This is a genomic window from Algibacter ulvanivorans (genome assembly GCF_048381495.1).
In the GTDB taxonomy this organism is placed as follows: Bacteria; Bacteroidota; Bacteroidia; order Flavobacteriales; family Flavobacteriaceae; genus Algibacter_B; species Algibacter_B ulvanivorans.
The window spans coordinates 1,074,358-1,089,336 of record NZ_JBLWGD010000001.1; the positions used below are offsets into that span (position 1 = coordinate 1,074,358).

Genomic DNA, 14,979 nt, shown 5'->3' on the forward strand with positions numbered 1-14,979 from the left:
AGAACTTTTTGTTAAAAAATCCCCAGTACTGGGGATTTTTTTTATTCTATTTTCTTATGATATTATGTTACTCGATTTTTTCAGAAAAGTAATCGGAATCATGTATAAGTCTACCTGTGTTATTTTCTATATAAACACTTTCAATATCTCCTTTGTCATCTAGCATCATTAAAGCAAATTGATAGTTTTTTATACCAGTTTCTGTTATTATACCAGAAATGGCAAAAGCTGTTTCGGCAGTATATGTGCCTATTTGTGTTGTGTTTTTTAAGTAAACAGAAAAATTATTGTCGTTTCCAGCTACAAAGGAACCGTAACCAACATCAACTTGAGAGCCACCACTTCCATTAAAATCAATGGTAAGTTCGTTATTGTCTTGATTTGAAAAGGTAGAGGTGTAATCGGCAAAGCTTTTTCCAATAGATTCGCCAGGAACGGTTGTGCCTTGTAAAATAAAAGGACTTGAAAAATAGGTGCCTTCAATGTTTGGAGGGTTTGCTCCTTCGTTAATAACAAAGCCTAAATTTTTTAACGAAGTTACTAACTCTGGAGAGAAGAAATCTTCAAGGGCTTTTGTTGATCCGTCAAATTTTTCAGGATCAGAATCGTCCGAACTATCATCTGTACTACAAGAAAATGCAAGCGTAAATAATAGACAGGTAAAAAAGATTTGTTTAAATTTTTTCATGGTTTTTGTTTTATTGTTAATAGCTAATCAAACCTAGATAAATATGATGCATAAAAAAATCCCCAATACTGGGGATTCTTAAGCTGTTGGTCGAAAAGTTTATCGATAAAGTGCGAATTTTTAATTTCTATTCTTTAATAATACGTTTTGTTATTATTTTTTCTTGGTTTTTAATTTGAAGTAAATACATACCAGCGTTTAAGTTGTTAATATCAATTACCGTTATTTCAGATTGCAATTTTAGGTTTAAAATTTGTTTTCCAGTTATATCCATTAATGTAGCGTGTTCTGCCTGCGTATTGTTTAATTTAATTTTTAGAACGTTTTTTACTGGATTTGGGTAGATTTTAATTTTATTAGTATCATTTTTATCGATGTTTAATGTACCAACATTAAGTGTAATAGGTTGTCTTTTTATAGTTAAGTCGGGTATGTCTGGATTTGTTATTTCGCAATGGTATATACCGCTATCGCTTATTTGTGCATTGTTAATTGTATAACTGCTTGCTGTAGCACCAGAAATAAGTATATTGTCTTTAAACCATTGGTAGGTATTAGCTGCATATATAGATTTTGATGTGTTTGATTTTGATGTTGAAGGCGTATCTGTTATAGTTAGAGTTATGCTGTTGCCTATAGAAGTGCTTACTTCTTCAGCTTCATCCATAGTATATTGTGGAGAATAATAGCTGAAATTGTTCCAACTATATTGTAAGTTTTTGTATGCTTCAAATTGTTGAATAAAGTCATTAGGATTAAAATAATTACTACTAATATTAAGCCAATTTAAATTTGGTAAGGTTGTAAAATCTGGTAAGGTGCCACTAAATTGATTAAAACTAATATCTAAAAATACTAGATTGTTAAAGGTTGTTAGAAATTCTGGCACATTACCAGATAGTTTATTGTTCCATAACCAAAAACCGCTTAGTTTTGTTAAATTAGAATAAGAATTGGGTATTTCTCCAGTAAAATTATTGTCTTCAAAGCTTAAAAGTCTAAGTTCTGTTAAGTTCCCAATGGACTCGGGTAAGGGACCACTTATGTTATTTCCTAGGTAAAAAGATAGCCACTCTAGACCTGTTAAATTTCCAATTTCGGTAGGTAAAGTACCTGTTAAGTTATTGTTTTGGAAGTTGAGTTCTGTAATCTTATTGCCATTAGTTGTTACACCATACCAAGTAGATATAGGTTCGTTTGATAACCAGTTGGTGTTGTTAGTCCAATTATCTCCGTTTGTACTATTGTAAATTGCAATTAAAGCATCTTTTTGAAGTTGAGAGATTTCACCTTTTATGTTAATGGTATTTCGTTCGATAATTAAATCTGGAATACTCGCGCTAGTAACTTTGCATGTATATAAATCCATGTCAGATTCTGTTAAAGTATTTATTGTATAATCTTTACTATTTGCATCTACAATTACATCATCAGTATTTGTGTAATAACTTTTTCTTTTCTTATACCATTGGTATTGTACATTGGTGCCTAGAACCTCTGTTATACTTAGTGAATAATTATTTCCAATTACACCATCAATAATAATAGCACTATCCTTAAGATTTTGATTTTGGTAGTTAAATTCTGCAATGCTTTTATTACTGGTATAATTTGTTTCTAAATCTAGAAAAGAAAAGTCATTATTAAATACAAGTAGCTTATTTATATTGTTTAATTGCCCAAAATCTGGAAGTTCTCCGTTTATGTTGTTTCTCGAAACATCTATTTCTTCTAAATGAGAAAGTGTTTCTAAACTTGTGGGTATTGTTCCTATTAGGTTATTACGACTTAAAGATAAGGTAGTTACTCTATTGTCTTTTATCTGTATACCGTACCAAGAACTTAATGGTTTTGTAGTATCCAACCAATTGGTGTTGTTATTCCAATTATCTCCGTTTGTACTATTGTATAAAGCCACAAGAGCATTGTAGTCTGGGCTGCTTGTTGGAACTTCGGAGATTTTAAAATAATTACTCCAAATTTCTAAACCAGGAACCAAAGTGCTGTTTACGTTATAATAGTAAAACCATTTGTAATCGTCTGTGTTATTAATTGTTATGTTTAATTCTGAAGAGTTTGTAAGAAAACCTCCGTCACTTCCATCGGCATTTACTCTATACCAATTATAAGTATTTTGGCTTCCGCTAGCATTTGTATTTAATGTTTGTGTACTTCCTATTTCTGCTGAAAATTCTGTATACTCTCCAATAGTTTTTTGAGGTGTGTAAATAAGTTGAGTTACATTGTTTTGGTAGCTGGTAAATTCATTTTCAAAGTCACCAAATTGAAAATAATTATTATCAAAAGTAAAAACAAATAGATTTTGATTTGTAAAATCTGGAAGTGTTCCGCTAAAATTGTTAGTGCTTAATCCTAAACGGGTTAAGTTAGGTAAACTTGTAAGTGCATTAGGTACATTACCAGATAATTGGTTGTTTGCAAGATCTAGCCAGTTTAATGCTTGTAGATTTGCTAATTGAATTGGAATGTTGCCAGATAAAAAATTATAAGCTAAGTCTAAAAATGTTAATTTAGTTAAATTGCCTAAATCTTCTGTAATAGTTCCTGTTATAGAGTTTGATCTAAAATTTAGCCTTTGTAATTCAGATAACCCATCTACGATATGAGAGACAACTCCTGTTAAATTATTGTTAGGTAATTCAATACCTGTAACCCTGCCATTGGTTTCTGTAATTCCATACCAACTAGAAAGCGGTTTTGTAGTATCTAACCAATTGGTGTTGTTAACCCAGTTTAGTCCATTTAGAGCATTATAAGTTGCAACAAGAGCATTATAATCTGGGTGTGTACTAACATTAATATTTCCACAGTCTGGAATTCCATCACTATTGTAATCGGCATATGTAGGGTCTTCCATTAGAGAAGATTCATAAAATTTAATTTTGTCTACAACCATATCTGTAGTAGATAAACCAAACTCTAAACGCAATCTGAATTTATTACTTGAATAATTACTAAAATCTGCATAAAAATTTGTTAATTCTATGTAAGACCATGATTCTGTAAAATTGTAATAATTATTAAAGTGCCTATAAACACCATTTTCGTCTATAAGCACCCATCGTAACGCATCGCCATCAACATTACCAATTCGTTTAACAGGAATTGTAAAATTGTAAGCAACACCTTCTTCTAAGGTAAAAGCTTCAGAGTATATTACATGATTTTCAAATACACCTGCATTTGGAGCTGTAATGTATAATGATTTATTACCATGTAAAACGTCATTAGGCTCTTCGTTTATTGAAAAAAAAGATTGATTTTGAGGGATTGTCCATCCAGTAAAATTAGACTCGAAACTTAAATTTCCTATTTTAGATGAAGCTTGAGAGATGCATGGGTCTATACAATCTACAACTCCGTCGCCATCAGAATCTACATTAGAACCCGAAGGACATTGCCCGTAAGTAGAAGGTATTTGAATTAAAATTAAAAAGCAGAAAAGAAGTAATAACTGTTTCATAACGAGAGGGTTTTAGAAAATTAATTAATAGCTTCTCAAACTTAATAAATGCATTAAAGCCAAAAAATCCCCAATATTGGGGATTTTTTGGCTTTTGGTCGAAAAAAATATCGGTAAACGGTTGGTTTATAGCTTATTGTTTAATTATGCGTTTGTTTAAGGTTTTATGTTTTGTATATAGCCTTAGTACATAAATGCCTTTTGGAAATTCTGAAATATCTATGCTTTTTTGGGGTGAATTAATTTTTGAAATTTGTTTGCCTGTAATATCAATAATCTCAATAGTCTCTATGATTTCTTTTGAAGATATATGTATTTTATTTGAAGCTGGAATAGGGTAAATGTTTAGGTTTAAATCTTTTTTAGTTGTAGGTACAGATAATGTGCTTTCATCTATTTTAAATAACCAATAGTCGGTATTTCCAACTGGTGCTTCTGTGTTGTCTCCAGAAAGATCGTTAACAGAAGCTACAATTACATAGTTACCGTCGCTAGTTGGTATTATTTGTTCTGGATATTCTGTGGAGTTGGTTCCAAAGGTTTTATCTGCAATTACATTGCCACTAGCATCAAGCTCTATTACCCAAATGTCGTTACTATTACTATCTTCTGTTTTATCGCCAGAAGTGTTGGATAGGCTTTCTGCGGCAAAGATAAAGCCGCCTCCTGCTTTTTCAAAGCCATACGGAACATACTCATCGTTAGAACCTCCAACAGAGTTTTGCCATTGTATAGCACCTGTATTGTCAATTTTTATAAACCATAAATCTGTGCCTCCATTTGTGTTTTCGGTTTTTTCTCCGCCAATTCCAGAGTCTGTATCGCCAGCTAGAAGGTAACCGCCGTCGCTAGTAGGAATTAAATCGGTAAGAATACTAGCTGAAGATGATGAGCCACCATAGTTTTTTTGCCAATCTATAGTATTGGTGTTACTTAATTTTACAACCCAATAATCTTCATTATTACTAGTATTTACTGTTTTATCTCCAGATATTCCAGACTCGGCAATAATACCAATAATATAACCGCCATCTGGGGTTAATTCTAACCCTATAGCTTCTTCATCGGCATCGCCGCCTAAAGTTTTATCCCAAATTAAAGTGCCGGTACTTGTGGTTTTTATAATCCAAGCATCGCTAAACCCTCTTGAGTTTTCAGATTTATCGCCAGATGTGTTAGATGCAGAATCGCCAGAAATTATTAAATCGTTTGTTGATGTTTCGCTTATTGTAATAGCATAATCATCGTCAGAGCCACCTATGGTTTTGTCCCAAAGCACGGTTCCGGTATTATCTATTTTAACAATCCAAAAATCGAAACCGCCTTTTGAGTTTTCAGATTTATCACCAGAAATATTAGAGTTGGATCCGCCTACTATAACAAAGTTGCCATCGGCAGTTTCAATGGCAGTTGCTGGGTAATCATTACCACTACCTCCAAGGGTTTTATCCCATTGTACAACACCAAGATTGTTTGTTTTAACAATCCAGAAATCGGCAGCGCCTTTTGAGTTTTCAGATTTATCGCCAGAAATATCAGATTCGGATAGACCAATAAGTAAAAAACCCCCATCAGAAGTATTTATAACATCTTCAATATCATCATAGGTATTTCCTCCAATAGTGTTTTGCCAAATTATTTGTGCTTCAATGTTGAAAGAAGTACATGCTAGTAATGTAATAAAAAGTAGTAGTTGTTTCATAATGAGAGTTTTTAAAGATTAATTAATAGCTTCTCAAATTTAGCAAATGTAGCAACGCAAAAAAATCCCCAGTATTGGGGATTTTTTTATAAGTGTAATTAAATTTTTATTTTAAATTGTTGATTTATAGTTTTTAATGAAGTTGGTTAATATTGTGTTTAGTTGTTTTGGTGTATCTGTTTGCGGGCTGTGTAATGCGTTTTTTATAAGTAAAGGGTTTTTGCCCCAAAGCATAGGGATATTTAGAGTTTTTATATAGTTTGTGTTTATAAGTGCATCATTTTCCCCTACAATTATTGCTATGGGAATGGTTGTTTTTTCTAAAATATCGACTTCGTTTAGCATATCTCCATTTTCAATAGAGGTGGCTAAATGTTCTCTAAATTTTGCATCGGTATTTTTAATATCTTTTTTTGCTATTGAAGAGTTTGTTGTTAGGCTGTTGGCAAAAAGACTTATTTCTTTATCTGTTAAATCTTTTTTAAAGAGTAAACTCATTAATGCGTTTGGTAAGTATGCATTAGCAATGTTTAGAGGTATGCTTACAGGCGATGCTGCTATAATGAAAGCACCAATACAATGCGATAATTTGGGTAGGGCTTGTATGGTAAAATGTCCTCCTAAAGAATGTCCTACAATAATATAGTTTTTAAGCTGTAATGTATTACAAAAAGTAGCCAAAGTATTTATAAATAAAGGTATAGAATAGTTATTAACAGAAGCAGATTTGCCATGCCCAGGCAAATCTAAAGCGATAAGTCTGTATGTGTTTAACTCAGTATTATTTAGTTGGTTGTTGTAGCTTTTTACGCTTTGCGAGTTACCATGCACAAAAACAATGGTAATTTTAGATTTACTCTCGTTATCTAGATAAGCTATTTTTATGTTGTTTATTATTTGCGACTTGTTTTTCATTTTAATTTATAAGTTATAGAACACCTATTTTAATACAAAACTCTATAAGCTCATTAGCATTATGGCAGTTACTTTTTTTTAGAATGTTTTTTCGGTGAGAATAAACTGTATGCTCGCTAATAAAAAGTTTTTCTGCTATGGATTTTGTGTTTATTTGGCTGGAAATTAGTTTGATAATTTCTTCTTCTCGAGGCGTAAAAAAGGTTGTGAACTCTTTATACACTTCTTGTTTAAAAGCTTCTTGTTCTATATGTGGGGCATTAAATTCCCATTGCACAGTATTTGAGTTATCAAAAAATGAAATGTCTGTTAATAAAGATAGATTGCTTTTCATTTTTCCATTTGTAGTAGCTTCAAAAAGAGATGATTGTCTTAATATTTTAGCGTATGTGTTATCTTTTTTTCTAAACCTGTAAGTTAAATTAAGCGAGCTGTTTTCTAAACTATAGCATGTGCTATTTGTAAGATGATTTACTACGGCTTGAGTTATCCTTTTAATTAAGTTTAAATCTTCAGGGTGTGCAATACTTAATATGTTTTCTAAGTTAAATTCTTCTTCAGAATAGCCTAATATTTTTTCTATATCACGTTGATACGAAATTTTTGCATCTTGCCAATCGATAACATATAAGCATTGCTTAGCATTAAGAGGGAAGTTTTCAATGTTTGAAAAATCGTTTTTATGAAAATCTAATGTTTTTAATTTTGAAGCAATTTCATTAATAAAATTAGAGTTGGTTTTAATCATAGTTTTTGAGAGAATCTTGTTGGCTATTAATATTTAATTAATGATTATTATTTTTTAAAAATGTTATTGTTTAAGTGAAAGGTAATAGAAATAAATGGGTTTACCCTATAATAATCGGTATTTAATTCGTTAAACGGAATTTCTTGATCTACAATTTGGTTTTTTAAATACTGACTGTTAAGTCTAAGTTGTTTGTGCATTGCTATTCCGCCCGTGATAATAAAATTTTGAGCAAATGCTTTTGAAATACCTGCAAAGGCGGTAACGTTTTCTAAGTCGATGCCAAAACCGCCAGAAGGTATCCAAGCTTTTTCGTTTTTTAAATTTAACACCGAAAACATCATAACAGGTATGGCTTTGTATTGTTCTTGGCTGCCACCTTTGCTTATTATAAATTTATCGCCATCCGCAATAGTTCTATAGGTATCTGCTTTTACTAGTTTAACGCCCGATATTCCAAACGATGTTATCCATTTGCGTGTTTTAATTGTGGTGTAAATTCTTTTTATTTTTTTGAATATTTTGTCTGGGTTTTCTTTTTCAATGACATAAATGGTAACTTCTACTTCTGTATTGCGCTCTAGTTTAAATGATTCATATTCTGGGGTGTATGAGCATATTTTTTTTTCTTTATTCTCTTGAGATACATCAATTTTTGGGTATTCTTTAAATGTTTTATTAATTGTAATATTCAATTTATATTTTTTACATTCAAAATCGCCTTTCATTTTTAAGGTGTAATCTCCTTCATTTAACGTTTTTGTAAGTTTTTCTACTTTGGTATTTAGGTTTAAATTTAAAGTAGTTTGACTGTAAGAGCTAATAGATAAAACTAAAAAAATAATAATTAATCCAGATTTTTTCATTTTGTTAAAATTTGTTTTTTATAGAATTAAAGGTTTAAAAAAAATAAACACAGAACCATACCCAATATTAGGTATCTGTTAAAACTTGTATTTTTTTTCTAAGGCATAGCGCATTAATTCTCCTTTTCCTTGCAAACCTAGTATACGAACCATGTTTTTTCTATGTGTATCTACAGTATGTATACCAATAAATAACAAATCGGCAATTTCTCTTGATGTTTTTCCTTGTCCAATAAGTTCGAGTATTTGAATTTGACGTTTGGTTAAAACTCCTTTTGCTTTGTTGTTATTTTTAGAACTTAAAGCATTGGTGTTTATGTTAGCATCAAAATATGTTTCGCCTCTTGCCACAGTTAAAATGGCAGTATGTACCTCTTTTAAAGTTGAGTTTTTTAATATATAGCCAGAGGCTCCTGCATCTAACATTTGCTGGATGGCTTCTATCTGCTCAAACATAGTAAAAGCTAGTATGTTAATGTTTGGGTGGTTTTTCTTGATTTGTTTTGTAGCTTCAATACCATTAATTTTAGGCATCCTTATGTCTGTTAAAACAACATCTGGTTGTTTTTTTTCGATAATTTTTAATAGCGCTTCACCATCGTTTGCCGTACCAACAATTGTAATATTATCTTCAAACTCTAAGTGTAACTTTATACCATCAATAAGCGATTGATGATCTTCTGCAATGGCTAATCGTATCATATTGGTATATCTATTATTATGGTTGTGCCTTTATTAGGTTCGGATTCTATGGTCATTTTTCCATTTAAATGCTCTACGCGTTTATCAATGCTACTTATACCCATGCCTTTATTTTTGGTGGTTACTTGGTTAGGGTTAAAACCTTTGCCGTTGTCTTCTATCATAATATTTAAAGTATCGTCATGATTTGTTAAATGGATAGTGCTTTCGGTAGCTTGGGCGTGTTTTATTACATTGGTTATAAGTTCTTGAATAATTCTAAAAATAGTTAGTTCTAAGCTATTTTCTAATCGGTTTTCTAATCCATGGTCAATTACATCGACTATAATTTTGTTTGATACAGAGATTTTGTCTGCCATATTTTGTACCGCTTTTAACAGGCCTTGTTTTGCAATTACACCAGAATTTTTGGTGTGTGCTATAGAGCGAATTTTTTGGTAAGCCTCGTCTAAGAGTATGTTGGTTTTATCGAATAACTCTGGGGTTTGTTTGTCTTTTAAAACATTAAAGTGAAGTTTAACAGTAGCCATTAGCCCGCCTAAATCGTCATGTAAGTCGTTAGCAATACGTTGACGCTCTTTTTCTTGGCCTTCTATCATGGCATCAATACTGGTTAATTCTTGTTCTTTTAGTACAGTTGCAAGTTTTTGTGTTTGTAAGGCTTTTTCTTGTTCGGCAAGTTTTTGTTTTTTTCTGGTATTTTTTTGAATTAGAAAAGCTGTTATGCTTCCAAAAAATATAATAAGTAAAGCACCAAAAAGTAAGTTTCTGTTTTGTTTGCGTTTAGATTCGCTTTCTAAATTATCGGCTCTAAGTTTTTCGTTATCGTATTGCTCTTTAATATTAGCGATTGATATTTTATGTTCATCAGCTTTAAGGCTATCTGATAGTTTTACATAATCCAAAAGGTATTTATATGCCTGTTTATGGTTTCCAATATCATTATTTAGATGTGCCAGGTTTTCTTTAATGTATATATTATTAGAAATAACATTAAAATCTAGAGGTAAACTGTCTGCCATCATATAGTAATTAATGGCTAAGTTATTGTTGTTAGCTTTTCTCCAAGCGCTACCAATATTTAAAAAATTAGAAAATTTTTCGTTATTGGTTTTTAAAAATTTAGACTGTTTTTTAAAATAGTAAATAGCCGAGTCTGGTAAATTTATTTCTTCGGTATAAGTGCTCCCTATATTGTTATAAAGTAAAGGAAGTAAAATACTATCGTTTTTATTAAAGTTGAATTTTAAAGCCGTTTTGTAGCTTGTTAAGGCTTTTTTTCCGTGGCTTCTTAATAAATAATAATTACCATTTAAAAAATGATATCTAATGATATAAGATTGCGAATTATATTTTATAGCATTTTTATATAGTAGGTCTAAATATTCTTTATTGTATGGGGTGTCGGTTTTGTAATTATAGGTTTGAGATAATTGTTCTAAACTTTTAAGTAACGTTAAAGTATCGTTTTCTTTTTCAGATAGTTTATAAGCATTATGATAAAAATAAAACCTTAACGAATCATTATCAATTCGTTTATAATAAAAGCCTTTTAAATAATTAAAACGACTAAGCTTTTTGTTTTCTAATAGTTTCGCGTTATTAAATTTATTTAAATAAGCGTTAACAGAATCGTTATTGTTAGTTTTTATGTAATAAATAAATGATAACCAGTTTTTTTGAAACTCGTTTTTAGTGAGCGCTATATTGTTTAGCAATTTCGTGTTAGAATAACTTTTTTTAGTATAAAAAAAAGTAGAATCGCTTTGTTGGGAGTAACAAAGCGATTTTATTAAAATAATTATAGAAATACAAAACTTTAATTTCACTTAAATATAGGTGTTTGTTATTTTTCATCAGTTAGTAAACTTCCATCTGTTCCAAGTACTAACGATGTTTTATGTTTTTCTGTAAATCCTCCTTTGCATTCAATAAAGCTTTCAACAGTTATTTCATCAGAATCTTGGGCTAAATGTACTTGATATTTAATAGTAGTAGTTTTTTCATTACACGCTATGTTTCCGCTTTTAATTCTTAAAGTAATTAGATTGTTCACTTGGCTAACAACTTTTACCATGTTTTTTTTAGTTCCTTTTAAAACTCTTAAATCTAAGTAAGCAATACCATTTTCAATTTTTGAATTTTCAATACCAACAGACTCTCCAGATTTATCAAGGCTTCTTTGGTCTATTCGTTGTATTTTCTTTTTCCTTTTTTTTAGTTTTGTTTTACACTTGTCTAATTGTGTTTCGCACTTTGTGCATTTATGCTCTTCATTACTGTTTTTATTACTTTTATTGTCTTTACAACTAAAAACAGTAATTAATAAGACTATTAAAATGAGTGCTGAGTAGTTTTTGGCTTTTCTCATCATATTAAAATAATTATTGGTTAGTAAACAAAACTCCATAAAAAAGGAGTGTAAAAACATACCCATTAACAGGTATATTTATCTATTAATTTAGATAAATCAACTTTTTAAAAAACTAAAATCTAGACAAAATGCAAATAAAACCGAAGTAAGGGTGTTATAAGTGCAGGAAAGTATGTTAAAATTTAACGTTTACAGCTAAAACTAAAAGTTTACTTAAAGAAAAACTTAATAGCCGAAATAAATAAAATAAAAGAGATAAAAGCAATTAAAACCCATATGCTTCCTTTGTAAAAACGTTTATGTAATTTTAAATCTTTACGGTAAGTATAGGTAATTACAATAGCAAAGACTATGAAGAATATAATTCCGAAAATGATTTGACCTTTACTAAACATATAATTACTTTTATGCAAATTTAAAGAAAACTTAAATGATTTCCTTAACCATAGAAATGAAAAATATAATATTATGAAAAATAAAATTGAAGCTGTAAAAGCATTTCATACTGCATTTAAAATAGGACATAGAGAAACGCCAAAAGCCAATTTAGGTATAGATAAAAATACATTGCGTTTTAACTTAATGAAAGAAGAAAACGAAGAGTATTTTGAAGCAGCAAACAATAACGACTTAGTAGAGGTTGCAGATGCTTTAGGAGACATGCTATACATTTTATGCGGTACCATTATAGAACATGGCATGCAGCATAAAATAGAAGAAGTTTTTGAAGAAATTCAACGAAGCAACATGAGTAAACTAGGGGAAGACGGTCAACCTATATACAGAGAAGATGGTAAAGTTTTAAAAGGACCTAACTATTTTAAGCCAAATATTCAATCTATATTAGAGAAATAAAAAAAAAGCAGCCAAATGGCTGCTTTTTTTATCAAATTATTTAACTGCATAACGCCATCCAAATGGGTCTTCAGCTTTATTTGTTTGTATATCGGTTATACGCTTTTTTAAGAAACTAGCGTAAGTTTTATCAAGTTTAGGTAATTCGTAATCTGCATCTTGGTAACCAAAACCATCAATAGGCGATATTACCGCAGCAGTACCGGCACCAAACATCTCTTTAAGCGAGCCATTTTTGGCAGCTTCAACAACCTCACTAACAGTTATTTTTCTAACTTCAACAGGAATACCTTCGGCTTCAGCTAATTCAATAATACTTTTACGCGTAATACCATCAAGAATTCTATCACTTGTAGGACCTGTAATTAAAGTATCATTAATACGAATAAAAATATTCATGGCACCAGCTTCCTCAATATATTCATGCGTATTATCATCAGTCCATATAACCTGTTGGTAGCCTTTTTCTATAGCCAATTGCGTTGGGTAAAATTGCCCAGCATAATTACCGCCAGCTTTAGCAAAACCAACACCACCATTAGCAGAGCGCGAGTATTTTTCTTCAATTAAAACTCTAACTTCTCCTGCAAAATAAGCACCAGAAGGCGCTGTGCAAATTATAAATTTGTACTCATTAGCAGGCGATGCATGAAAACCATTACCAGAAGCAAAAACAAAAGGTCTTATATATAAAGAACTTCCATCTTTTTTAGGAATCCAATCCTTATCAACCTCAAGCAAAGCCTTTAAGCCATCCATAAAATAATTCTCAGGAAGTTCGGGTATAGCCAAACGTTTAGACGAAATGTTTAAACGCTTAAAATTATCTAAAGGACGAAATAACCAGACATTTTCATCGGTATCTTTGTAAGCCTTCATGCCCTCGAAAACAGATTGCCCATAATGAAAAATTTTGGCAGACGGATCTAAAACAATAGGTTGGTAAGGCTTTACCTTAGGTGCTTGCCATTTACCATCTTTAAAATTACATTCCAACATGTGATCAGAAAAAACATGCCCAAATTTTAAATTGTCAAAATCTACGTCGTTGATTTTAGAAGTTTCAGTCTTTATAACCTCTATATCGTTGATAATAGTATTCATAAGTCTAGTTATTTGTAAGTACAAATTTAAAGAAAAACGTTTTTAAAAAAGCGCTATATTTACAGAAATCGTTTAAAATTGAAATATTTGTACCATGAAGTCAATAACCTTAGTAATTCTATGCGTTTTAATGTTAAATTCTTGTAAGAATAAAAGTCAAGAACCAACAAAAGCACCAGAAAAAGCAGAAAAAATAGCATACGCCACATTTGGAAAGCAAATTATAGCAACCGATGCCGTACAGGCAAGCTCTATGGCAGCACACTATAAAACCATGAAAGTTGGCGACAGTATAGACTCGAAAATGATAGCACAAGTAAATAGCGTATGCCAATCAAAAGGTTGCTGGATGCGATTAAACCTAGATACCCAAAACGAAGTTATGGTAAAATTTAAAGACTACGCATTTTTTGTGCCCAAAGACATAGCGGGTAAAAACGTAATAATAAATGGTAAAGCATTTGTACAAGAAGTATCTGTCGATGAGCAACGCCACTATGCTGAAGATGCAGGAAAATCTGCCGAAGAAATAGCCCAAATAACCAAACCAAAACGCACCTACTCATTCCAGGCCGATGGCGTACTAGTAGCTCAATAAAGCCAAAACACGCACAAAACAATTAAGGGCGTTACCACAAGGGTCGGGCTTTCACTACTCGCTGCCTCCTAAGGTCGGCGAGCTCAAACACACCGTTCAATCCCTAACGCGGGCAAGTTTGCAAAAACCAGTATAAAACCAATACAAAGTAAAAATACAAGAAAAGCCATTACATGAAACGCGACATTATTATAACAGCCGATGGCTCTACAACCATACAAATTCCCGAATGGAACGAACAATACCATTCCAAGCACGGCGCCATACAAGAAGCCTATCATGTATTTATAAAGCACGGTTTACAATATTATACCCAACTCCTACAAAACCAAAGCAAGCAACAAGAAATTAATATACTAGAAATAGGTTTTGGTACAGGCCTAAATGCATTTATAACCGTAATCGAAGCCCAAAAATTAAAACAAAAAATAAATTATAGCGGAGTAGAAGCCTACCCAATTTCAAAAGCAGAAATACAAGCTTTAAATTACTCAAAAACATTAAAGGTAGAGAAAGGCGATAAACTATTCCAAAAGCTTCATAACACAACATGGGAAATTGCACATAAAATAAATTCCAGTTTTATATTAACAAAGCAGCAACAATTTTTTTCAGAAATTAACCAAGTAAACACATATAACATTATATATTTTGATGCTTTTGGAGCCCGGGTACAACCCGAATTATGGACAGAAACTATATTTAAAATAATGTATAACGCTTTAAAGCCCAAAGGCATTTTAGTAACCTACTCAGCAAAAGGCAGCGTGCGCAGAGCCATGCAAACCGTAGGCTTTACTGTAGAGCGATTACCAGGACCTCCAGGAAAACGCGAAATGCTAAGAGCAACAAAGTAACGTTATAAAAATAAAAGTTTACTTTTTTAAATTTTATCTTAAAAACCGTTTGTTTTATTATGTTTTCTGTTAAACCTTACATAAAA

At 31.3% G+C, this 14,979-nt stretch carries 13 protein-coding genes; 3 read left to right on the plus strand and 10 right to left on the minus strand.

The genetic code is table 11. From position 1 onward, the window contains the following. Positions 1 to 67 precede the first annotated feature (67 nt). The 9 genes from ACNG5D_RS05005 to ACNG5D_RS05045 all read right to left on the minus strand — a co-directional run bounded on the left by ACNG5D_RS05005 (position 68) and on the right by ACNG5D_RS05045 (position 11,479). Entirely contained in the window at positions 68 to 688 is a 621-nt protein-coding gene (locus ACNG5D_RS05005) for a hypothetical protein (RefSeq protein ID WP_418182394.1), read from the minus strand. Between the two features lie 127 nt (positions 689 to 815). Next, entirely contained in the window at positions 816 to 4,172 is a 3,357-nt protein-coding gene (locus ACNG5D_RS05010; protein ID WP_418182395.1) for a T9SS type A sorting domain-containing protein, read from the minus strand. A 133-nt stretch (positions 4,173 to 4,305) separates the two neighbouring features. Next, positions 4,306 to 5,874 carry a T9SS type A sorting domain-containing protein gene (locus ACNG5D_RS05015; RefSeq protein ID WP_418182396.1) on the minus strand — a complete coding sequence of 523 codons (1,569 nt, stop codon included), beginning with the start codon at positions 5,872 to 5,874 and terminating at the stop codon, positions 4,306 to 4,308. Positions 5,875 to 5,985: 111 nt separating this feature from the next. Then, positions 5,986 to 6,789, minus strand: a complete 804-nt coding sequence (locus ACNG5D_RS05020) for an alpha/beta fold hydrolase (protein WP_418182397.1) — start codon at positions 6,787 to 6,789, stop codon at positions 5,986 to 5,988. A gap of 13 nt (positions 6,790 to 6,802) precedes the next feature. After that, positions 6,803 to 7,537, minus strand: coding sequence for a LuxR C-terminal-related transcriptional regulator (locus ACNG5D_RS05025; RefSeq protein ID WP_418182398.1), 735 nt, complete (start codon positions 7,535 to 7,537; stop codon positions 6,803 to 6,805). Positions 7,538 to 7,584: 47 nt separating this feature from the next. Continuing rightward, on the minus strand, positions 7,585 to 8,403 hold the full coding sequence (locus ACNG5D_RS05030) for a hypothetical protein (RefSeq protein ID WP_418182399.1): 819 nt from the start codon (positions 8,401 to 8,403) through the stop codon (positions 7,585 to 7,587). A 78-nt stretch (positions 8,404 to 8,481) separates the two neighbouring features. Beyond that, a complete protein-coding gene (locus ACNG5D_RS05035; RefSeq protein WP_418182400.1) occupies positions 8,482 to 9,105 on the minus strand; it encodes a response regulator in 624 nt (207 codons plus the stop codon). Next, positions 9,102 to 10,823: a tetratricopeptide repeat-containing sensor histidine kinase gene (locus ACNG5D_RS05040; RefSeq protein ID WP_418182401.1), complete on the minus strand. Its 1,722-nt coding sequence runs from the start codon at positions 10,821 to 10,823 to the stop codon at positions 9,102 to 9,104. Before ACNG5D_RS05040 ends, ACNG5D_RS05035 begins: the two co-directional genes overlap by 4 nt. 128 nt (positions 10,824 to 10,951) lie before the next feature. Further along, on the minus strand, positions 10,952 to 11,479 hold the full coding sequence (locus ACNG5D_RS05045; RefSeq protein WP_418182402.1) for a hypothetical protein: 528 nt from the start codon (positions 11,477 to 11,479) through the stop codon (positions 10,952 to 10,954). A gap of 468 nt (positions 11,480 to 11,947) precedes the next feature. Between ACNG5D_RS05045 and ACNG5D_RS05050 the strand changes: the two genes are divergently transcribed. Further along, the gene (locus ACNG5D_RS05050; RefSeq protein ID WP_418182403.1) at positions 11,948 to 12,334 is read left to right on the plus strand and encodes a pyrophosphohydrolase domain-containing protein; all 387 of its coding nucleotides are present in this window, start codon (positions 11,948 to 11,950) and stop codon (positions 12,332 to 12,334) included. A gap of 36 nt (positions 12,335 to 12,370) precedes the next feature. Here ACNG5D_RS05050 and ACNG5D_RS05055 read toward each other — a convergent pair whose 3' ends face one another. After that, positions 12,371 to 13,438, minus strand: coding sequence for a branched-chain amino acid aminotransferase (locus tag ACNG5D_RS05055; protein ID WP_418182404.1), 1,068 nt, complete (start codon positions 13,436 to 13,438; stop codon positions 12,371 to 12,373). A gap of 94 nt (positions 13,439 to 13,532) precedes the next feature. On the opposite strand from ACNG5D_RS05055, the gene ACNG5D_RS05060 reads away from it, so the two are divergent. After that, positions 13,533 to 14,036: a DUF4920 domain-containing protein gene (locus ACNG5D_RS05060; protein ID WP_418182405.1), complete on the plus strand. Its 504-nt coding sequence runs from the start codon at positions 13,533 to 13,535 to the stop codon at positions 14,034 to 14,036. A gap of 173 nt (positions 14,037 to 14,209) precedes the next feature. Then, positions 14,210 to 14,893 (plus strand): tRNA (5-methylaminomethyl-2-thiouridine)(34)-methyltransferase MnmC2, encoded by a 684-nt coding sequence (mnmC2, locus tag ACNG5D_RS05065; RefSeq protein WP_418182406.1) that lies wholly within the window; start codon positions 14,210 to 14,212, stop codon positions 14,891 to 14,893. Positions 14,894 to 14,979: the final 86 nt, after the last annotated feature.